Below are 19,830 nucleotides of genomic sequence, written 5' to 3'. Positions count from 1 at the left end.
CCGGGGCGGCGGGCGGCCCAATGGACCGGGTACGGCGCCCGGCCCGCGGGCAGGCCGTTGACCGCGGGCGCCAACCGTTGCACGCTTTCGCCACCCCCGCTCATGGTTGTACCGGCAAGTCCCTCCGACACCAGGCCCAAGCCGCGTCGGCCACGCAGCTGGACAATGCACTCGATCCCGATCGACGAGGACCCGCTGCCGGAGATGCTCGGCGGGCCGGTCGGTCCCGGGGGCAAGCCGTCCGAGGTCGAGGTGCTGGGCGACCTGCGCGGCCACGTGCTGGCGGGGCGCTACGTGCTGACCGAGCTGCTCGGATCCGGCGACCTCGGCTGCGTCTACTCGGGCCGCGACCAGGCCAGCAACCAGCAGGTCGTGGTCAAGGTGCTGGCGGCCCCCGAGCAGCGCGAGGTGGTGGGGCGCATCGCCGAGCGGGCCCGCCGTCGCCTCGGCGTGCGTCACCCGTGCGTCGCGGCGGTGCTCGCCGAGGGCACCATGGGCGGCCTGTGGTACGCCGTGATGGAGCACGCGGAGGGCAAGAACCTCTACCACGCCGAGGGCGACCCGCGCTTCGAGGGCGCAGGCCTGCTCAAGCTGGCGGCCGAGCTGGCGGAGGGCCTGGCCACGCTGCACGCGCTCGGGGCCCCGCACGGGGCGATTTCGCCGGGCAACCTGGTGTGGAGCCAGGCCGGGGTGAAGCTGGTCGACCTCGACGTGCAGGCGCCGAGTCACCTGTCCGGAGGGGCAGAGCCGGCCGCGTCGACCGACGTGTCGATGCTGGCGTCGGTGCTGCTCGAGGTGGCCGGGGTGCGCGAAGACGAGGCGCCGTGGATCGCCCCGATCGCGCGGGTGGTCCGCGGCGAGGCGCGGCCGAGCGCGGCCGAGTGGGCGCAACAGCTGCGCAACGCCGAGATCGACGCGCTCAAGCCGGGCGTCGCCGACGCGGCCAAGCACGCCGAGGGCGCGATCGACTCGGCGTGGGACCAGGTGTTCGAGAGCGCGGACCTGCCGTACCGCCCGTCGAAGGGCAAGGTGACGATCGACACCGGCCTGCACCGCATCGAGCCGCCGCCGCAGCTCGCGGTGCTGTCGTACGAGGTCGAGGTCGAGCCCGAGCCGCCGCCCGAGGCCGCGGACGACGAGCCGTCGCCGGAGGGGCTGTCGGCGACGTCGCTGACCTCGCTCACCGCGCTGGTCGAGGAGCTCGAGCCCGAGGTCGCCGCGACGCCGCTCAAGAGCAGGCGCGAGACCACGGCCGCGAGCAAGCACGACAAGGCCGAGGCCAAGCCGGCGAGCAAGCACGACAAGGCCGAGGCCAAGGCCGCGAGCAAGCCCGACAGCAGGCCCGCCAAGGCCGCGAGCCGGCCCGCCACCAAGCCGCCGATGCGCCCGCCCACCGCGCCGCCGGTCGCCGCGTCGCCGCTGTCCGCGGTCTCGCCGGTTGCGGCCGCCAGCGAGTCGATGCCCGCGGCGGCCACGAGCGAGCCGCGGTCGTTCCCGGTCGCCTCGCCGCTGCTCACCAGCGGGTCGCCGTCGCTGTCGCTGAGCGCCTCGGCGACCGCCCCGACGGGGCCGGTGACCGCGTCGATGACGACGCCGGCGGCCCGGGTCGAGCCCACGTGGGCCGGCCAGACGGCGCCCGCCGCCCGCAACAACACCAGCTGGCGGTCGGGCTGCTGGTGATCGCGGGCCTGTGCGCCCTGATCGCCTGGCGCCTGCAGTCCTGGGCGACGGCCCAGACGCCGCCGCCGCCGCCGGTGGTCAACCAGCCGCCGTCGCCCGAGCCGTCGACGCCGGCGCCCACCGCGGGCCGCTCGGACCTGTCCTCGGAGACATCCACGCTCGCGCGCGTGGCCCAGGCCGAGACGCCGCCGGCCCAGCCCGAGGCCGCGCCGGCCGACGACGACGACGACGTGGTGATCGTCGAGACGGCCGGCGAGGCGATCGACGACGTCGCGCCCGGCAACGGCGGGGCCGACCAGCTGAGCGCCGGGGACTTCCGCAAGATCCTGCTGCGCACCAACCGCTCGCCGCGGGTCCGCCAGTGCTACGACGAGCACGGCCCCGGCGACGTCGAGATCGTCGCGCTGGTCGGTCGCGGCGGCAAGGTGCTCAAGCTGCGCATGGCCCCCGGCCCGCTGTCCGACTGCCTGCGCAAGGTCGTGCTCAAGCTCGAGTTCCCCCGCGCGGCCCGCCAGGCCCAGCACAACTACGTGTTCCACCCGCCGAACCAGGCGGAGTGAGGCCCTGTCCGGAGGGACAGGTCGCGAGGGCGCGCCTGTCTGAACGGACAGGCGAAGGGGTGCGCGCGGGACAGGTCGCGAGGCGCGCCGCCGTCTGAACGGCCAGCGCCGGGGCGCGAGGTGCCTGTCCGATCGGGCAGGTGCGACGGCGACAGGCGCGGCGGGCTCGCGGGCTGTGGCGGCAGCGAGCGTCACGCCGAAGGCGGCCTCAGGAGGCGGGCGTGAGGACGGCGTGCAGTCGCTCCGCGTCGCCGGCGAGCTCGGCCTTGTAGAGGCGGAGCGGCCGCGACGGGCGCGGGCGCGCGGTGGTTACGGACGCTTTACGTCCCCTTGGCCCTCGCTTTGCGGGAGGGGGCGCATAGCCGCGGCCGGGGGGCGTCGAAAGGGCCGTGACGAAAGGAACCACGATGCTGACCACGATTTCCAAGCTGGTGATGACGACTGTGTTCGGGCTGACCATGTTCGCGGCGGGCGACGCCGAGGCGGGCAAGCACCACGGCGACCGCGGCGACCGTGGGGCGAAGATGTGCGAGAAGCTCGAATGCACCGACGCGCAGAAGACTCAGCTGACGCAGATCCGCGCCAGCCACAAGCCGACCATCAAGGCCGAGCGCGTCGCCATCCACGACCTCGAGCGGCAGATCGCCGCCGAGTACGCCAAGCCCTCGTTCGACGCGGCCAAGGTCAAGGGCCTGCGCGAGCAGCTCGCGGCTCACGAGACGATCGCCAAGAACGAGCGCGAGGCGATGAAGACCAAGATCGACGCGGTCCTGACCCCGGCGCAGCGCACCAAGCTGGCCGAGTTCAAGGCCAAGCACAAGGACGGCAAGGGCAAGGGCCACCACCGCGGCGGCCCGCGTGACGGGCGGGGCGACCGCGACGGGCGGGGCGACCGCGACGGCCGCAAGGCTCGCGGCTGATCCGTGGCGGGGGCGGCCGCGCGACGGCCGACCACCTCGAGTCACCGCGCCCGGCTCCCATCTGCCGGGTCCGCGGTGACGCGCGACGAGCCGGTGCTCCGGGGCCTGCGCGACTGCGGGGCAGAGGCGTCGGGCGCCCGGGACGAGCCGGCGCTGCGAAGCCTGCGTGAGCCGGCGCTCCGCGGCCTGGGCGACTGCGGCGCTCAGGCGTCGTGCCGGCGCTCCGCGGCCTGGGCGACTGCGGCGCTCAGGCGTCGTACCGGCGCTCCGCGGCCTGGGCGACTGCGGCGCTCAGGCGTCGTACCGGCGCTCCGCGGCCTGAGCGACTGCGGCGCTCAGGCGTCGGGCGTCCGCGCGCCGGTCACGGCGTAGGTGGTGCGGCAGTCGATGGGGCCGTCGGGGAGCTCGCCGAGGAGGCGATGGGCGAGCTCCCCGCTCAGGCCACCGTCGGCGGTGAATTCGCCGTCGAGGCGGGCGTACATGCCGACCGTGAACAGGCCGATCGCCAGGCCCGAGATGCCGCCGAGGACGAAGCCGCGGTCGCGGCCCACCGCGCCGGACAGCGACCACGGCAGCGACGTGACCTCGGGCTGGAAGGTGAGCCAGCCGTCGACGTGCTCGACCCGCGCGGGGCCGTTGATGCCGATCAGCTGGGCCCCGCCGACGCACAGGTCGACGCCCATGCGCGGCGGGCAGTCGCACTCGAGCACCTCGGCGGCGGTGACGTAGCGGCCGGCGAGCGCCTCGCCGCGGCCGTCGCCGCCGGCCTCGGACAGCGCGATCAGCAGGTCGGGGTCGAGCGGGTCGGCCTGCTCTTCAGGACATGCGCCGAAGGACAGGGCGCAAAGGACAGCCAAACCCCGCGGCGCACGGCGTCACCGTAGCACTACGCGCCGTGCTCGGCGAGGTAGCCCTCGATCGCGCGCAGGCGCGCGTCGTCGATGACGCGCGGGTGGAGGTAGGCGGCGATCTCGCGGATGGTGACGATGGCCCGCACGGGCGCGCCCAGCTCGCTCTGCAGCTCTTGCAGGGTGCTGACGGTCCCGCGGCCGCGCTCCATGCGATCGACGGCGACCACGACCCCGGCGACGGTCACCGCGGCGGCCTTGCGCAGCAGGTCGGCGGCCTCGTGGATCGACTTGCCGGAGGTGATCACGTCGTCGACGATGACCACGCGGGCGCCGTCCCACGGGGCGGTGCCGACGAACACGCCGCCCTCGCCGTGGTCCTTGGCCTCCTTGCGGTCGAAGCAGAACGCCACGTCGCTGCCGGCCCGCGCCTGCGCGATCGCGGTCGCCACCGCCAGCGGCACGCCCTTGTACGACGGCCCGAACAGCAGGTCGCAGGCGAGGCCCTCGCGCTGCAGGCACTCGGCGTAGGCCTCGCCGAGGCCGGCGATCGCGGCCCCGGTGCGCTGACCGGCGTTGATGAAGTAGGGCGAGCGGCGCCCCGACTTCAGCGTGAAGTCGCCGAAGCGGAGCACCTCGTGGCGCACGAGGAGGTCGATGAAGCGCTGCTTGTAGCTGTCCACGCGGCGCCTATAGCACGGGCGCGGGCGGGCCAGCGAGCGGCAAGCGGACGACCAGCCGCGCCCCGGGGCCCGATTCGCGGCCCTCGGCGGCGATCGTGCCGCCGTGGGCCCGTGCGATCTGCACGCACAAGTAGAGCCCGAGGCCGGCGCCGCCGTGGTCGCGCGCGCGGGCGTCGTCGAGGCGGTAGAACGCCTCGAACACGCGGGCCCGCTCGGCCGGCGGGATGCCCGGGCCCTCGTCCTCGACCGCGATCGTGCACTCGCTCGCCGCCGCGGCGGCGGCGATCCACACATGTCCCTGAGGACAGGCGCGACGAGCGTTGCTCAGCAGGTTGGTGAACAGCCGGCCCAGCAGCAGCGGGTCGCCGGTCAGCGACAGCCCGGGCGGCGTGACCGCGAGCTCGGCGGCGAACGGCGCGCCGAGGCGGCCGAGGAACGGCGCCAGGTCGATCGGCGTGCGCTGCACCGGCGAGGCGTGCGGGCCCGACAGCTCGAGCCGGCCCGAGGTCAGCAGGTCCTGCACGAGCGTGGCCAGCTCGCCGAGGTCCTGCTCGAGCTCGACCGCGCCCTTGCGGATCCGCGCGCTCGCGGGGTGATCGGGCAGCGTCTCGGCGCGCTCGCTCAGCAGCTCCGCGAGCACGCGCAGGCGGGCGATCGGCGTCTTGAGCTCGTGCGAGACGTTGGTCAGCAGCGAGCGCTGGCCGCGGATCAGCTCCCCGAGCTGATAGGCCATGTCGTTCATCTCCTGGCCGAGGTGATCGATCTCGTCGCCGCGCGGGTCGACCTGCACGCGGTGACCGAGCTCGCCGCGGGCGATCCGGGCCGCGCCGTCCTCGAGCAGCGCGAGCCGCCGCGTCAGCGAGCGGGCCAGCAGCCACGCCGAGGCGCCGAGCAGGCCGACCAGGCCGACCACGCCGAGCACCAGGGTGCGCATGCGCCGGCTGGCCTGATCGCCGGTGTCGGCGATCAGGAGCGCCCGGTCGCCGATCGGGAACGCCAGCTGCGGCTCGCCCGACTTCTCGCGCAGCATCACCGGCGCGCCGCGCTCGAGCCGGCTGCGCTGGCGCGGCCGCAGCGGCCGCAGCGGCGGGATGGCGGGGTCGCCGGCCAGGTGCGCGCCGTCGAAGCTGCGCACGGCCACCCGCAGCTCGAGCGCGCCGGCCAGCGCCCCGGCCGCGGCCTCGAGGTCGCCGTCGCCGGCCAGCGCCGCCAGCAGCGCCGGCTTGTGGGCCTCGACCACGGCGTCGGCGGCCTCGACCCACCCGGCGTCGTGGCGCTCGGCGGTGGCGAACTGGACGATCGAGGCCAGCGTCACGAACGCCAGCACGGCGGCGAAGAAGGTGAAGAACACGCGCGCGAACAGGCCGCGGCGCCAGCGGGGCGGGGCCGACGGGCGGGCGCGCGGGTCCGGGGCCGGTTCGCTCACGCGGCGCCCTCGGGCGCGTCGTCGAGGACGTAGCCGACGCCGCGGACCGTGCGGATGAGGCCTGCGGCGCGCGCGTCGGCGGCGGCGAGGGTGCCGCGGATCTTGCTGAGCTGGACGTCGATGCTGCGGTCGACCGAGGGGTCGTAGGCGCCGGGCGACTGACCCCTCAGCGCGCGCAGACGTTGGTAGAGCTGCTCGCGCGAGAGCACCTGGCCGCGGGCCTCGAGCAGCAGCCACAGGAGGTCGAACTGGTGCGCGGTCAGGTCGCAGGCCGCGCCGGCGACCTCGATGCGGCGGCGGGCGCGGTCGACGACCAGCGGCCCGCAGCGCAGCGTGCTCGTGGGGCCCTCCGGCGACGGCACCGCGCGCCGCAGCACCGCCCGGATCCGGGCCACCAGCTCGCGCGGGCTGTAGGGTTTGGGCAGGTAGTCGTCGGCGCCGAGCTCGAGGCCGAGGATGCGGTCGATCTCCTCGCTGCGCGCCGACAGCATGATGACCGGCAGCGCCGAGCGCTGACGCAGGCGCCGGCAGACCTCGAGGCCGTCGAGGCGCGGGAGCATGAGATCGAGCAGGATCACGTCGAATTCGCCGCTGAGGGCGCGGGTGAGCCCGGTTTCGCCGTCGCCGGCGATCTCGACCGCGAGCTCGTGGCCCTGGAGGTATTCCGCGGTGCGCTCGGCCAGGCGGACATCGTCTTCGATCAGGAGCACCTTCGCCGGGGTTTGCATGGTTCCCCTTCGTGGGGTGGGAGCGGGTGGTGGGGGAGCGGGGAGCGCGAGCCGGCCGGAAGCCGCGTGGCGCCGGCGGCTCGGGGGTGAACGCGGGTGCCGGGGCGCGTGCCGTGGTTGACACGACAGCGGGCCCAGAGTACCCCATGAGCCATGCAGTACCACTGCTCCCGCTGCCACTACGTGCTCACGGCGCCCGCCGGGACTGACGGCGACGGCGGCGAGCTCCAGTGTCCGCGGTGCAAGGCCGAGGCGGGGCTCGAGGCGCAACACGCCCCGCCGCTGCCGATGAAGCTGTTCGCGGTGTTCCTGGGGCTGTCCCTCGTCGCGGTCGTCGCCTCGCTGGTGATGTCGGTGGCCCCGGGTTCGGGCGCCGGCTGACAGGTGTCCGCCCCCTTCTGCTTTGTGCTATGGTGCCGCCAGCGAGCTAGCCCTTGATTATCCGTTGCACGAAATGCAGCACCGAGTTCGACCTGGACCCGAGCCAGGTCGGTCCCGAGGGCGTGACGCTGCGTTGCTCGGTCTGCAGTCACATGTTCCACGCCGAGCCGGAGCCGGAGCCCGAGCTCGGCGGCGGCCCGTGGCGCATGGCGACGGTCGAGAAGCACCTGTTCGAGCTGCCCACGCTGCGCGAGATCGTCGAGCAGGTGGAAGACGGCCGCCTGCGCCCTGACGACCAGATCTCCCACACCGGTCAGTTCTGGATCAAGCTCGGCGAGATCCCGGAGTTCTCGCCGCTGTTCATCGGCAAAGAGGGCCTCTCGCGGATGTTCCGCGCGATCGAGGCGCCCTCGGCGATGGAGCTCGGCCCGCCGCCGACGTTCGGCACCGGCGTCGACGAGCCGGCGCCGATCCGCCGCGAAGAGACGCACCGCTTCGACCTCGGCGGCGAGCTGCCCGAGCCCGCGCTGTCGCTGCTCGACGACGACGGCCCGCTGCCGGCGCCGCCGCAGTTCGACACGCCGTCGCCGCCGCCGCGCACCTCTCGTTCGCAGCGGCGCACCGGCAACGTGTCGTCGATGCTCGACGCGGTCACCAAGGCGGTCAGCAGCGACAGCCTGCCGCGCGTCGAGGACGAGGACGACAGCCCGCGCGGCGACACGCGCGAGCGCAGCCAGCCGATCCTCGTGTCCGACCTGGCCCGGCGCGCGGCCCAGAGCGTGGCCGCGGCGGTGCAGCGGGTCGAGGGCCAGCGGGCCACCGAACGGGCCGCGCGCGAGAAGTCGCGCTCGAGCTCCGAGTCGTCGCGGCCCGGACCTGAACTTTCGGCCAGGCTCGGCGAGCGCTCGTCGGAGTTCGACGTCTCCGAGCGCCGCCCCGTGCGCGACAGCGGCGAGCGCTCGGCCACCTCGGCGGCCGTCAGCGCCGCGGTCGCCGGCGCGGCCATCTCGGTGCCGCCGACGTCGTCGCTCGGCTCGAACCCCGGGCTCGAGCCGTCGCACCCGGCCACCGCCTCGCTCACCGCCCCCGAGGGCCCGCGCGCGCCCGACGTCGTCATCGTCAAGGTCGAGGGCCCGCAGAAGGGCGCGGCCGGGGTCTACGCGCTCGCCGGCGTGCTGGTCGCGCTCGGCATCGTGTTCGGCATCCCCGGCATCCGCGAGCGCGTGCTGAACCTCGGCGGCGACGCGCCGGTGGCCGTCAAGGGCGAGGTCAAGCCGCCGCTGCAGGAGCCGAGCGAGTTCGCCGCGGCCCGCAACGCGATGCGCACGCTCGGCCTGACCCGGACGAAGCAGGCCATCACCGACCTCGAGCGCGTCGTCGACGACCCCGAGCGCGACCCGGCGGTGGTCGCTGCGGCCAAGCTGACGCAGGCCGAGATCATGCTGCTGCGCGTGCTGTCGGCCCAGATCGCGATCATGCTCGAGCCGAGCAACCGCGACCTGCCGCAGGCCGTCGACACCGACCTGGCCGACGCGGGCGCGCTGGTCGAGGCCGCGAGCGCCAGCGCCGACGCCACCCAGGCGGCGCGCGTGCAGGCGCTGCTGGCCCTCGCCCAGAACAAGCTCGACGCCCCGCCCGAGGGCGCCGCGCCTGAGCTGCGCGTGCTGGTCCTCGGCGCCCCGCTGTGGCGCGAACCCACCGCGCCGATCCCCAGCGGCCTCATCACCTCGCTGCAAGGCGTGCCCAACCCGACCGCGCTCCACCAGTCGCTGCTCGCGCTGGCGCTGTGGCGCGGCGGCGACGACGAGGGCGCGCGCAAGGTGCTCGACGGCGTGCTCGGCCGCGTCGGCGACATGCAGGCCGCGGTCGCCCTGCGGGCCGCGCTCGACCGCAGCGCCGCCGAGAAGGGCGAGACCCTGCCGCCGCCGCCCGAGCCGCCGCCCGAGCCCACACCGGCCGACCCGACCGGCTCCGGCGCGCCGCCCGAGGACCCGATCCAGCCGGCGGGCGACCCCGGCTCGCGCGCGCCGACGGTCCGCCCCACGCCGTCGCCCGAGAACGAGGCCACCGGCACGCTCATCACCACCGGCTGCGAGAAGGTCCGCGGCGGCGACCCCGACGGCGGCATCAAGCTCCTGCTGCAGGCCCACGACAAGCTCGGCGGCTCGAAGAACCTCGATCTGTGCCTGTGCCTCGGGACAGGTTTCCTGGCCAAGAACACCCACGACTCCGCGCTCTCGTGGTTCAAGCGCGCGGTCGCCCAGGCGCCCGCCAACCGCGAGGCCATCGCCGGGGCCGCCCGCGCGGCCGAGCTGGCGGGCAAGCACGGCGTCGCCGTCGAGTACTACCGCAAGCTCGTCGAGGTCGAGCCGGGCAACCAGACGGCCCGCAACTACCTCGCCAAGCACGACAGCGCCGGCAAGAACCCCCCGCCGCCCGAGGACCCGGGGGACCTCTTGCCGGTCGGGAAGAAGTCGCCCTGAGCGGTCGCCGCGGCTGCTCGACTCAAACTTCGGGCCGGGGGAGGGCGTGATGAGCAGCGGAACTCTCAGCGAACAGGAACAGAAGCTGCGCGAGGACCTCGCGCGCCGGCGCGAGGCCGTCCAGATCCGTCAGTCCCAGTTCTCGTCCGACGAGCGCGAGGAGCAGCGCCGGCTGCACTGGATGCGCTGCCCCAAGTGCGGCAGCGAGCTGGCCGAGGTCCAGTTCCGTGCCGTCAAGGTCGACAAGTGCTTCTCGTGCAACGGCGTGTTCCTCGACGACGGCGAGCTCGAGCAGCTGACCGGAAAGCCAGGTTGGTTCGACAGCATGCTGAGGTTCTTCAAGGGCTGAGCCGCCGCGGTCGATGCTGGGCTCGCTCGACGACCTGCGCTACCTCGAGGCCTTCGAGCGCCTCGGCTCGGCCACCGCCGCCGGTCGCGACCTCGGCGTCGCCGCCTCCACCGTGTACCGCCGGATCGCCGCGCTCGAGCAGGCCGTCGGCTTCGTCTGCCTCGAGCGCGGCCGCGGGATCACGACGGCCGGCCGCGAGCTGGCCGCGCTCGCGCGCACGACCGGCGCCAGCCTCGCCGGCATCGCCCGCCGCGCCCGCGACCGCCGCGAGGAGGTGCGCGGCACGATCACCGTCACCACCATCGACGGCTTCGGCCCGCTGCTGGTCGCGCCGATCGCCGCGCTCGCGGCCGCCTTCCCGCTGCTGCGGGTCGACGTGCACATCTCCGACGCCGGCCTCAGCGTGCGCAAGGGTCAGGCCGAGATCGGCCTCGGCCTGCTGGCAGACCCGCCGAACACCCTGGTCGGGCGCAAGCTGTTCCCCGTCCAATTCGGCGTGTTCGGCACCCGGGCGCTCGCGGCCGAGCCGGAGCACGCGCGCTGGCTGGTGCTCGGCGCCCCGCTGCACACCACCTGGCTCGGCCAGTGGGAGCGCGAGCACGTGCCGCGCGACCGGATCGCCTTCGCCACCCCGTCGCGGCGCCTGCTCGTCGACCTGACCGCCGCCGGCGTCGGCCTCAACCTCATGCCCGCGCGCCTGGCCGCCGAGCACCCCGAGCTGGTCGAGCTCAAGCAGTTCCGGGCCGCCGCCGCCGCGCTGACCCGGCCGGCGTGGATCTTGACCCACCCCGACCTGCGCAAGGACGCCCGCGTATCGGCGGTGATGAAGACGCTGGCCAGGCACCTCGCGCAGCCCGAGGGCTGAGGCCCGCGACGCGGCGACGCCCGGAGTCTGCCCCTTCGGACATGCCCCGGGCGTCATGTCGCGCGAGACATGCCCATGCGGACATGTCCCCGGCGCCAGGCGTTACTTCTGCGGCTGCGGCGACGGCAGCAGCCCGATCTCGATCAGCCGCTGCGTCAGGTACTGATCGGCGGTGATCGGCTCGGGGTAGTGGTTCGGGTTGTCGGGCGTGACGCACGACGCCAGCGACTCGATCGAGAACTCCGAGTTGGGGTGGAGGAAGAACGGGATCGAGTAGCGCGGCACCTCGGCGTAGGGCGAGGGCGGGTTGACCACGCGGTGGGTGGTCGAGCGCAGCACGTCGTTGGTGAGGCGCTGCAGCATGTCGCCGACGTTGACCACGATCGCCTCGGGGATCGTCGTCACCGGCACCCACTGGCCGGCGCGGCTCAGCACCTCGAGGCCGGGCTCGCCGGAGCCGATGAGCAGGGTGATGAGGTTGATGTCCTCGTGCTGGCCGGAGCGGACGCTGCCGGGGTCGCCGCGGCCGGGCGCGAGCGGCGGGTAGTGGATCGGGCGCAGGATCGAGTTGCCGTGGTCGGTCTTGTCCTCGAAGTAGCGCTCGTCGAGGTCGAGGCCGAGGGCGACCGCGCGGAGGACCCGGTCGCCGAGCGCCTCGAGCTGCTGGTAGAGCGCCCAGGTCGCCTCACGGAAGCCGGGGATCTCGGTCGGCCAGATGTTGGGCGGGTAGTGGCTCGTCCACGCCGCGCCGGGCACGTGCTCGCGGCCGACGTGCCAGAACTCCTTGAGGTCGACGGCCGGGCTGTCCTTGGCGTGCTCGACCCCGAACGGCGTGTAGCCGCGGGCGCCGCCCTTGCCGACCCGATAGGCCAGCTTCTGCTCGAGCGGCAGGTCGAAGAACGCCTTGATCGCGCGGTACGCGTCGGCGATGACCGCGTCGGGGATCCCGTGGTGGGACACCGCGACGAACCCGATCTCGCGGTAGGCGTGGTTGAGCTCGCGGACGAACCCGGCCCGCTCGCGCGGGTCGTCCGAGCGGTCGAAGCGGCGGATGTCGAGGATCGGTACCAGTTCGGTGGACATGTCTTGTGGTTCCTGACCTGAAGACCCGATGCGCCGCGGGCTCACAGGAGCGCGCCGGCGACGCAGGCGGTGGAGAAGTTGGCGAGCGTGGCGGCGACCAGCGCCAGCGCCCCGAGGCGGGCGATGTCCGGCTTGCGCTCGGGCACCAGCGCCCCGAGCCCGCCGATCTGGATGCCGATGCTCGACAGGTTGGCGAACCCGCACACGGCGAAGGTGGCGATCGCCACGGTGCGCGGGTCGAGGCCGCCGGCGGCCGCGTGAAGCTGCTGGAACGCGACGATCTCGTTGACCGCCACGCGCGTGCCGAGCACCCCGCCGACGGTGGTCGCCTCGGCCCACGGGATGCCCATCAGCGCGGCGATCGGCGCGAAGCCCCAGCCGAGGACGCGCTCGATCGACAGCGGCGCGCCGAACAGCGGGACGAGGCCGACGATCGCGTTGAGCAGCGACACCAGGGCGACGAACGAGATCAGCATCGCGCCGACGTTGGCGGCCAGGCGCAGCCCGTCGCTCGTGCCGCTGGCGGCCGCCTCGAGGATGTTGCGGTTGTTCTCGACCGGCGCGTCGCGGACCATCCCCGCGGTCTCGGGCGTGCCGGTCTCGGGCACCACCAGCTTGGCGAACACCAGCGAGATCGGGGCGGTCATCGCCATCGCCGTGAGGAGGTGCTCGATCCTCACCCCGCCGAACAGCACGTAGGCGCCGAGGATCGCCCCCGACACCGAGGCCATGCCGGCGACGATCACCGTGAACAGCTCCGACTCGGTCAGCTTGCTGAGGAACGGCCGGATCGTCAGCGGCGCCTCGGTCTGGCCCATGAAGATGCTGGCGGCGATGCACAGCGACTCGGCCCCGCTGGCGCCGAACACGTGGACCATCGCCCGCGCCAGCACGCGGACGATCAATTGCATCACCCCGAGGTAGTAGAGCACGGCGAACAGCGCCGCCACGAACACGATCGTCGGCAGCACCTGGAACGCGAAGATCATGCCGATGCCGGTGGCGCCGCCGCCGGGCTGCCCGAGCGGGCCGAAGAGGAAGCCCGAGCCGACGAACGCGTGGTCGAGCACCGCCTGCACCGCCTTGGCCGCGTGGGCCAGGCCGACGCCGCCCTGCGGCAGCTTGAGCAGCAGGAGGCCGATGATCCACTGCAGCACCACGCCCCACAGCACCACCCGCAGCGACACCGCCTTGCGATCGCGGCTGAGGGCGTAGCCGACGCCGAGCAGGACGACGAAGCCGACGACGCTGACGAGCTGGAGGGGCATCCGCCGCGCACTTTAGCAGCCCGCCCGAGGCGCGTGGAGGTGGTACCGACATTTCGCGGGGCGCCGCGATCGCCGGCCGCGGCGGCTTTACAGGCCGCGGCTCCGCGAGGCACCATCCCGGCGCCCGCATGGCCAAGCTCTACTTCCGTCACGGCACCATGGACAGCGCCAAGACCCTGAACTTGCTGGCGGTGGCCCACAACTACCGCAGCCAGGGCAAGCGGGTGCTCCTCTTGAAGCCGCGGATCGACGACCGCTTCGGGGCCGGCGCGATCGCCTCCCGCGCCGGCCTGCACGCCGAGGCCGACCTCCTGCTCGACCGGGACAGCGTCCTCGACCCCGCGCAGTTCGTCGGCGTCGACTGCGTCCTCGTCGACGAGGCCCAATTCCTGTCGGCGCGGCTCATCGAGCAGCTGCGTGTGCTGACCCAGGGCGGCCCGCCGGTCATCTGCTACGGCCTGCGCACCGACTTCCGCACCGAGCTGTTCGAGGGCTCGCGGCGCCTGCTCGAGCTGGCCGACTCCATCGAAGAAGTGAAGGTCACCTGCCAGTTCTGCAACCGCAAGGCGATCTTCAACCTCCGCCACGGCGGCGGCGAGGCGCAGACCGAGGGCGAGCAGATCCAGCTCGGCGGGGCCGAGAGCTACGCGCCGGCCTGCTTCACCTGCTATCAGGCCCGCACCTCGCTGTTCCCGCCGCTGCCGCCGCGCGAGGCCTAAAGGCCCGGGTCGTCCGGCCTGCGCCGCGTCGGCCGAGCCGCGCTCGGGGCATTCGCCCGCCGCCCGTGAATGCCGTCGCAAACTTCGCTTGCGCCAGCAGTCGCCGCGGCCGCGGGCCTCCGCACGGAGACGCCTCCGCAGCGGCGCGAGCCCCGAACTCCGCTGCGCTCGCGGCACCCCGCGTAACGGCGATCACACGCTGGCACGATCGCCTGGGGTCTTCGGGGAGCACCTGGTCCTCGGGACAGCCCCCAACAATCGCAGCACATCGCCGCGGATCGCGGAAGTCGGCTTCCCGGGCCGATCTCCGCCGCCCTGCGGCCTTCGCGGCTGCACTGAACGAACGTTCAAAGCGCCGCGGCGCAGACCCTGCACCCACAAGTTTGTATGTGAAATTTCAACGCGCTCCCCAGATCGTTACGGCCGCGACATCGGCGTCCGCGTCACCCGCGTGGCGAGAGAATGTCGCCACATCGTCTCCGATTTTCTCCTGGAGCCTCGGCCCGCCGCCGGGGGGCCGCGTGTACCATGACTTCCCGGGAGCCGTGTTCTCGGGCCGTAAAGACAGTCTGTTGCGCCTGGCGGCGCCGTCGGTGCTGGCGGCGATGTCCGCGTGCGTGCGGCCGCCGCTCGACACCGGCTGTCCCGAGATACAGCCCGGCGATCTGGTCCTGACCGAGTTCCGCGAGAACCAGGGCGGCTCGTACCGCCAGTGGATCGAGCTCTACAACGCCTCCGAGGAGCCGATCGCGCTCGCGGGCCTGCGGGTCGCGTTCACCCGCAACGACGGCAAGCCCGACGGCGCGTTCATCGTCCGCGACGAGGGCCTCGTCGTCGAGCCCGGGGACTACGTGGTGCTCGGCAGCGACGACCCCGAGCGCGCGGCCTACCTCGACTACAGCTACCTGGTCGACTGGTACAGCCCCTCGAACCCGGCGAACCCGCGCGACCTGCCGAAGGGCGGCCTCGTCGACGTGCAGGCCTGCGGCAAGCTGATCGACCGCGTCGTCCTGCGCAACCTGACCGAGATGGGCACCACCTTCTGGCCGGGCGAGCCGAGCGCCGCCGACAACGACGAGGGCGCCAAGTGGTGCGTCGACGACTTCACCACGTCGACCGGCATCGGCGTGTTCGGCACCCCGGGGGAGGCCAATCCGGCATGTCCCTGAAGACAGGGTCCTTCGTACAGGCGCGCCTGCTGGCCCTCGTGGCCGCGGCCGCGGCGCTGTGGGCCTGCAACCCGGTGGTCCACCGGTTCGACCGCACCACCGTCGCCGCCAGCCTGGCCAAGGGCAACGACGCGGCGCTGGTCATCGGCGAGTTCCCGCTGATGAAGGTCACCGACGGCGACACCATCCGCGTCGCCGGCCTCGACGCCAGCATGCGCCTGCTCGGCCTCGACACCGAGGAGACCTTCAAGCGCAAGTCCGAGTACATGGAGTTCGACAAGGGCTGGGAGCGCTACCTCGCCGAGGCCCAGGCCAAGACGAAGAGCCCGGTCAAGATCCCGACGCCCATGGGCGAGGAGGCCAAGAAGTTCGCCGAGGCCTTCTTCAAGGGCGTGCGCACCGTCCGGCTCGAGCGCGATCACCCCAAGGAGATCCGCGACTTCTACAACCGCTACCTCGCGTACGTGTTCGTCGAGAAGGACGGCAAGACCTACAACTACAACGTCGAGTGCGTGCGCGCCGGCATGAGCCCGTACTTCAGCAAGTACGGCTACTCGCGCCGCTTCCACCAGGAGTTCGTGGCCGCCCAGGAGGAGGCCCGCGCGGCGGGGCGCGGGATCTGGGACCCGAACAAGCAGCACTACACCGACTACGACCGCCGCCTCGAGTGGTGGAACCGCCGCGGCGACTTCATCCAGGCGTTCGAGCTGCAGGCCGCCGACCACCCCAACTGGATCGTCCTCACCCACTGGGACGCGATCGAACGCCTGCAGAGCAGGGTCGGGCGCGAGGTCGTGATCCTCGGCGCCATCGGCGACATCCGCGAGACCGCCGGCCCGACCAAGGTCCTGCTCAGCCGCCGCCGCACCGGCAGCCTCCCGCTGATCTTCTTCGACAAGGACGTCCTGGCCCGCTCCGGCGCGATCGAGCACCGCGGCGAGTTCGTGGTCGCCCGCGGCGTCCTCACCAAGTACTTCAACAAGTACAAGAAGCAGGACGAGCTGCAGATCGTCGTCACCACGCCCGGGCAGATCCAGCACGAGGTGCTGGCGCCGGCCGTCCCGGCCGAAGACGCCGCGGATGTCCCGAAGGACACGACCCAGAGCCAGGTGCCAAAGAACCTGGCCCTGAAGACACCGCGCAGCCCGCCGCGGCCGACGCCGGCGACGCGCCGGCCGAACCGCGAGACAACGCCGCCGCCGAGCGCGAGGACAGCCTCGCGCCGCCCGGCGCCGCCGACTGACGCCCGATCGGGCGAGACCGAGATCCGACCATGAACCGCCGCACGCTCGCCCGCCTCGCCCTCGTCGTCTCCGTCGCCCCGTCCGCGGGCTGCGGCGACAGCAACGCCACCAGCGACACCGACGCCGGCAGCTGCGTGGCGGCCCTGCGCGGCGGCAAGCTGGTGATCACCGAGTACATGCCCGACCCCAAGGGCAGCGACGCCGACGGCATCGAGTGGATCGAGGTCTATAACCCCGGCAGCGCGCCGGTCAGCCTGGTGGGCGTCGGCCTCGTCTACAGCAAGGCCGACGGCACCGACGCCAAGGGCCACCTGATCCAGGACTCCGTCGAGGTCCCGCCGGGCGCCTACATGACCTTCGGCGCGGTCACCGACGAGACCCGCCCGGAGTACATCGACTACGGCTACGGCACCGACCTCGGCGCGATGTCCAACACCTCGGGCATGCTGACGGTCCGCTGCGGCAACGTCGTCGTCGACGAGGTCATCTACGACGCGACCCGGATCAAGGACGGCGTCAGCACCACCCTCGACGGCCAGGTCAGCCCGGACGCGACCGCCAACGACGACCTCGCCACGTGGTGCACCGCGCCGACCGACGGCGAGCCCTACTTCACCACCGAGTACGGCTCGCCGCGCCAGCCCAACGCCGCGTGTCCGCTGGTCGCCCCCGAGTCGTGCGGCCAGTGCTACGACGGCGGCGTCCTGCGCGACGCCGTCGGGCCGCAGCCGGGCCAGCTCGTGATCACCGAGGTCATGGCCAACGCCGGCCTCACCACCATGACCGTCGGCGAGTGGTTCGAGCTGCAGGTGACGGGCGGCGAGTTCGACCTCAACTGCCTGCAGTACGGCAGCAACACCACCAAGTTCGCCGGCGACCCCGAGAGCGCGCAGGTGCTGCAGCAGCCCGAGTGCTTCAAGGTCGGCGCCGGCGACACCGTCCTGTTCTCGCAGAAGCAGTGGGCCGAGACCGACGTCGTCATGAAGCTGACGCTCAACGACAGCGCCAGCGACTCGAACCCGAGCCCCGGGGTGTTCATCGCCTACGGCGGGCAGATCCTCGACGAGATCCACTACCCGAACCCCAAGGACGGCATCGCCTGGAGCCTCGACCCCGGCGCGACCACCGTCGCCGGCAACGACGACCCGGCCAACTTCTGCCTGGCCTACAACCCGTTCGCCGAGGGCGACCTCGGCACCCCCGGCGCGCCCAACCCGGTCTGCCTCAAGAACCCGTGCGACGACGGCGGCACCGTCCGCGAGGCGGTCGCACCTGTCCCCGGGGACATCTTCATCACCGAGGTCCACGCCAACGCGTCGACCGGCATCGGCGAGCCGGGGGGCGAGTGGATCGAGTTCTTCACCCCCGTCAGCTTCGACCTCAACGGCCTGCAGCTCGGCAAGTCGGCCGAGTCGATCAGCTTCACCTTCCCCGGCGAGCAGTGCCTGGCGGTCGGCCCCGGCCTCGTCCTGCTGGCCCGCAGCGGCGCCACCGGCGACATGCTGAGCCCCGCCGCCACCTACAGCAGCCTGCAGCTGGCCAACTCCGACGGCACCCTGTGGCTCGGCGTCGGCGGCGTCGAGCTCGACCACATGCCGTACGACACGCCGAAGGACGGGGTCGCGCGCCAGGTCGACCCGGCGGTGATCGACGCCTTCACGCAGTCGCTCGACCCGACGCTCAACGACCCGGCCGAGGCCCGCTGCGACGCGACCGTCCCGTACGCGCCGTTCAACACCGACCTCGGCACGCCCGGGGCCGACAACTCGGTGTGCAACGGCCCGCCGCCGACCGGCCAGTGCACCGACCCCGACACGCAGACCGCGCGCGACATCGATCCGCCGCAGGCCGGCGAGCTGCTCATCACCGAGTGGATGGCCAACCCCAAGCTCGTCGGCGACACCGAGGGCGAGTGGTTCGAGCTGCTGGCCGACGCCGACTTCGACCTCAACGGGCTCGAGCTCGGCAAGGTGTGGGAGCCGTACACCGTCGGCGACTTCGTCCCCGTCGCCGGCGACTGCCTCGAGGTCAAGGCCGGCGACTCGGTGCTGATCGCCCGCAACGCCGACGCGGGGGTCAACGGCGGCCTGCCGACGCCGCGCTTCGTCACCAAGCTGAGCCTCGGCAACTCCAACGGCGGCCTGTTCGTCGGCCACGGCGGGGTCGAGCTCGACCACGTCGCCTACGCGACGACCAGCGACGGCGCCTCGACCCAGCTCTCGCTCGCGGCGATCACCCCGGGCGCGCTCGACGTGGCGGTCAACGACGACCCGGCCAACCTCTGCACCGCCGCGGCGCTGTACAACGCGAGCGACAAGGGCAGCCCCGCGGCGCAGAACGTCGCCTGCGGCGGCGGCTTCGTCGACCCGTGCTTCGACGCCGACCTCGGGGCCATGCGCGAGAAGCACTCGCCGGGCGCCGGCGACCTCGTGATCACCGAGTTCCTCGCCAACCCCTCGGGCACCGAGACCGACCGCGAGTGGTTCGAGGTGCTGGCCAACGCCGACGTCGACCTCAACAACGTCAAGGCGCTGTCGAAGTTCGCGCCGACGCCGACCGAGCTGACGAACGCCAAGGCCTTCGGCGGCGCCGACTGCATCGCCGTGGTCGCCGGCTCGCGCGCGCTCCTGGCCCGCAAGACCGACCCCGCGGTCAACGGCGGCCTGCCGGCGGTCGACGCCGCGTTCGGCTTCTCGCTCGCCAACTCGGCCGGCGCCATCTCCCTGGCGGTCGGCGACCTCGTGATCGACGCGGTGCAGTGGGCCACCAGCCAGGGCGAGGACATCGCCACCCAGCTCGACCCCGGCGTCTCGAACCCCGCCCTCAACGACAACACCGACCTCGCGCCCTGGTGCGACGCCGTCGGCCCCGGCACCCCGAAGCAGGAGAACCCGGCATGCCCCTGACCCGGCTCGCGTTCCTTCTCACTCTGACCTTCGGGACAGGTGCCTGCGGCGGCCCCGAGGCGTCCGACTCGGACAGCGAGGGCGCGCCCGAGACGTCCGAGTGCGGCCCGACCGTCGGCAAGGTCGCCAAGGTCATCGACGGCGACACGATCGTGCTCGAGAGCGGCGAGAAGATCCGCTACCTGCTGGTCGACACGCCGGAGATCACGAACGGCAAGCGCGAGTGCTTCGGCGTCGAGGCCCGCGACTTCAACGCCGAGTACGTGCTCGGCCAGGACATCGAGCTGACCTACGACGTCGAGTGCGCCGACGCCTACGGCCGTCTGCTCGCGTACGTCGACGTCCCCGACGGCGAGATCAACTCGCTGCTGATCGCCCGCGGCTACGCCTGCGTGCTCGACATCCCGCCCAACGGCGAGGAGCGGGCCGGCGAGTTCATGGCCATGCAGCGCGCCGCCCAGGACCAGAAGGCCGGGCTGTGGGGCATGTGCGGCGACGTTTGCGGCCCGTGAGCGCGC

General features: G+C 73.1%; 18 protein-coding genes. 12 read left to right on the top strand and 6 right to left on the bottom strand.

Annotation, left to right across the window (positions count from 1 at the left end; translation table 11 throughout):
- Positions 1-165 precede the first annotated feature (165 nt).
- The 3 genes from OV079_RS19890 to OV079_RS19880 all read left to right on the top strand — a co-directional run bounded on the left by OV079_RS19890 (position 166) and on the right by OV079_RS19880 (position 3,160).
- The gene (locus OV079_RS19890) at positions 166-1,680 is read left to right on the top strand and encodes a protein kinase domain-containing protein (RefSeq protein ID WP_267770411.1); all 1,515 of its coding nucleotides are present in this window, start codon (positions 166-168) and stop codon (positions 1,678-1,680) included.
- Complete coding sequence (locus OV079_RS19885) at positions 1,677-2,240, top strand: hypothetical protein (RefSeq protein WP_267770410.1); 564 nt, start codon at positions 1,677-1,679, stop codon at positions 2,238-2,240. The genes OV079_RS19890 and OV079_RS19885 overlap by 4 nt, the downstream gene beginning before the upstream one ends.
- Positions 2,241-2,647: 407 nt before the next feature.
- Positions 2,648-3,160: a Spy/CpxP family protein refolding chaperone gene (locus tag OV079_RS19880; RefSeq protein WP_267770409.1), complete on the top strand. Its 513-nt coding sequence runs from the start codon at positions 2,648-2,650 to the stop codon at positions 3,158-3,160.
- Positions 3,161-3,495: 335 nt separating this feature from the next.
- On the opposite strand, the gene OV079_RS19875 is transcribed toward OV079_RS19880, so the two are convergent.
- Genes OV079_RS19875 through OV079_RS19860 form a run of 4 tightly spaced genes read right to left on the bottom strand, consistent with a single transcriptional unit; the run spans position 3,496 to position 6,845 of the window.
- Positions 3,496-4,017, bottom strand: a complete 522-nt coding sequence (locus OV079_RS19875; RefSeq protein WP_267770408.1) for a hypothetical protein — start codon at positions 4,015-4,017, stop codon at positions 3,496-3,498.
- A 29-nt stretch (positions 4,018-4,046) separates the two neighbouring features.
- The gene (pyrE, locus tag OV079_RS19870) at positions 4,047-4,691 is read right to left on the bottom strand and encodes an orotate phosphoribosyltransferase (protein WP_267770407.1); all 645 of its coding nucleotides are present in this window, start codon (positions 4,689-4,691) and stop codon (positions 4,047-4,049) included.
- 7 nt (positions 4,692-4,698) lie between these two features.
- Entirely contained in the window at positions 4,699-6,117 is a 1,419-nt protein-coding gene (locus OV079_RS19865) for a sensor histidine kinase (RefSeq protein WP_267770406.1), read from the bottom strand.
- Complete coding sequence (locus OV079_RS19860; protein ID WP_267770405.1) at positions 6,114-6,845, bottom strand: response regulator transcription factor; 732 nt, start codon at positions 6,843-6,845, stop codon at positions 6,114-6,116. Before OV079_RS19860 ends, OV079_RS19865 begins: the two co-directional genes overlap by 4 nt.
- 153 nt (positions 6,846-6,998) lie before the next feature.
- Between OV079_RS19860 and OV079_RS19855 the strand changes: the two genes are divergently transcribed.
- From OV079_RS19855 to OV079_RS19840, 4 genes are read left to right on the top strand one after another with little or no spacing between them, the layout of a single operon-like run.
- Entirely contained in the window at positions 6,999-7,226 is a 228-nt protein-coding gene (locus tag OV079_RS19855; protein ID WP_267708899.1) for a hypothetical protein, read from the top strand.
- A 53-nt stretch (positions 7,227-7,279) separates the two neighbouring features.
- On the top strand, positions 7,280-9,709 hold the full coding sequence (locus OV079_RS19850; protein ID WP_267770404.1) for a zinc-ribbon domain-containing protein: 2,430 nt from the start codon (positions 7,280-7,282) through the stop codon (positions 9,707-9,709).
- A 49-nt stretch (positions 9,710-9,758) separates the two neighbouring features.
- The gene (locus OV079_RS19845; RefSeq protein ID WP_267770403.1) at positions 9,759-10,058 is read left to right on the top strand and encodes a TFIIB-type zinc ribbon-containing protein; all 300 of its coding nucleotides are present in this window, start codon (positions 9,759-9,761) and stop codon (positions 10,056-10,058) included.
- Positions 10,059-10,071: 13 nt separating this feature from the next.
- Positions 10,072-10,923: a LysR family transcriptional regulator gene (locus tag OV079_RS19840; protein WP_267770402.1), complete on the top strand. Its 852-nt coding sequence runs from the start codon at positions 10,072-10,074 to the stop codon at positions 10,921-10,923.
- A gap of 102 nt (positions 10,924-11,025) precedes the next feature.
- Here OV079_RS19840 and OV079_RS19835 read toward each other — a convergent pair whose 3' ends face one another.
- The gene (locus OV079_RS19835) at positions 11,026-12,006 is read right to left on the bottom strand and encodes an isopenicillin N synthase family dioxygenase (protein WP_267770401.1); all 981 of its coding nucleotides are present in this window, start codon (positions 12,004-12,006) and stop codon (positions 11,026-11,028) included.
- A 41-nt stretch (positions 12,007-12,047) separates the two neighbouring features.
- Positions 12,048-13,274 carry a NupC/NupG family nucleoside CNT transporter gene (locus OV079_RS19830; RefSeq protein ID WP_267770400.1) on the bottom strand — a complete coding sequence of 409 codons (1,227 nt, stop codon included), beginning with the start codon at positions 13,272-13,274 and terminating at the stop codon, positions 12,048-12,050.
- Between the two features lie 128 nt (positions 13,275-13,402).
- Between OV079_RS19830 and OV079_RS19825 the strand changes: the two genes are divergently transcribed.
- The 5 genes from OV079_RS19825 to OV079_RS19805 all read left to right on the top strand — a co-directional run bounded on the left by OV079_RS19825 (position 13,403) and on the right by OV079_RS19805 (position 19,824).
- Positions 13,403-13,993 (top strand): thymidine kinase, encoded by a 591-nt coding sequence (locus OV079_RS19825; RefSeq protein WP_267770399.1) that lies wholly within the window; start codon positions 13,403-13,405, stop codon positions 13,991-13,993.
- Between the two features lie 572 nt (positions 13,994-14,565).
- Positions 14,566-15,162, top strand: coding sequence for a lamin tail domain-containing protein (locus OV079_RS19820; RefSeq protein WP_267770398.1), 597 nt, complete (start codon positions 14,566-14,568; stop codon positions 15,160-15,162).
- A complete protein-coding gene (locus tag OV079_RS19815; protein ID WP_267770397.1) occupies positions 15,153-16,439 on the top strand; it encodes a thermonuclease family protein in 1,287 nt (428 codons plus the stop codon). The genes OV079_RS19820 and OV079_RS19815 overlap by 10 nt, the downstream gene beginning before the upstream one ends.
- Positions 16,436-19,312: a lamin tail domain-containing protein gene (locus OV079_RS19810; RefSeq protein ID WP_267770396.1), complete on the top strand. Its 2,877-nt coding sequence runs from the start codon at positions 16,436-16,438 to the stop codon at positions 19,310-19,312. The genes OV079_RS19815 and OV079_RS19810 overlap by 4 nt, the downstream gene beginning before the upstream one ends.
- On the top strand, positions 19,303-19,824 hold the full coding sequence (locus OV079_RS19805; RefSeq protein WP_267770395.1) for a thermonuclease family protein: 522 nt from the start codon (positions 19,303-19,305) through the stop codon (positions 19,822-19,824). Before OV079_RS19810 ends, OV079_RS19805 begins: the two co-directional genes overlap by 10 nt.
- The last annotated feature ends 6 nt before the right edge of the window (positions 19,825-19,830 follow it).

Source organism: Nannocystis pusilla, assembly GCF_026626665.1.
GTDB classification, from domain to species: domain Bacteria; phylum Myxococcota_A; class Polyangia; order Nannocystales; family Nannocystaceae; genus Nannocystis; species Nannocystis pusilla.
Note: the sequence above shows the minus strand (reverse complement) of the source record. Positions and strands in the feature narration are given on the sequence as shown.

What these genes read in the sequence shown, in the direction of transcription:
- OV079_RS19890 (WP_267770411.1), top strand. Translation starts at nt 166, where the DNA reads ATGCACTCGATCCCGATCGACGAGGACCCGCTGCCGGAGATGCTCGGC.
- OV079_RS19880 (WP_267770409.1), top strand. Translation starts at nt 2,648, where the DNA reads ATGCTGACCACGATTTCCAAGCTGGTGATGACGACTGTGTTCGGGCTG.
- OV079_RS19860 (WP_267770405.1), bottom strand. Translation starts at nt 6,845, where the DNA reads ATGCAAACCCCGGCGAAGGTGCTCCTGATCGAAGACGATGTCCGCCTG.
- OV079_RS19855 (WP_267708899.1), top strand. Translation starts at nt 6,999, where the DNA reads ATGCAGTACCACTGCTCCCGCTGCCACTACGTGCTCACGGCGCCCGCC.
- OV079_RS19845 (WP_267770403.1), top strand. Translation starts at nt 9,759, where the DNA reads ATGAGCAGCGGAACTCTCAGCGAACAGGAACAGAAGCTGCGCGAGGAC.
- OV079_RS19840 (WP_267770402.1), top strand. Translation starts at nt 10,072, where the DNA reads ATGCTGGGCTCGCTCGACGACCTGCGCTACCTCGAGGCCTTCGAGCGC.
- OV079_RS19835 (WP_267770401.1), bottom strand. Translation starts at nt 12,006, where the DNA reads ATGTCCACCGAACTGGTACCGATCCTCGACATCCGCCGCTTCGACCGC.
- OV079_RS19830 (WP_267770400.1), bottom strand. Translation starts at nt 13,274, where the DNA reads ATGCCCCTCCAGCTCGTCAGCGTCGTCGGCTTCGTCGTCCTGCTCGGC.
- OV079_RS19825 (WP_267770399.1), top strand. Translation starts at nt 13,403, where the DNA reads ATGGCCAAGCTCTACTTCCGTCACGGCACCATGGACAGCGCCAAGACC.
- OV079_RS19815 (WP_267770397.1), top strand. Translation starts at nt 15,153, where the DNA reads ATGTCCCTGAAGACAGGGTCCTTCGTACAGGCGCGCCTGCTGGCCCTC.
- OV079_RS19810 (WP_267770396.1), top strand. Translation starts at nt 16,436, where the DNA reads ATGAACCGCCGCACGCTCGCCCGCCTCGCCCTCGTCGTCTCCGTCGCC.
- OV079_RS19805 (WP_267770395.1), top strand. Translation starts at nt 19,303, where the DNA reads ATGCCCCTGACCCGGCTCGCGTTCCTTCTCACTCTGACCTTCGGGACA.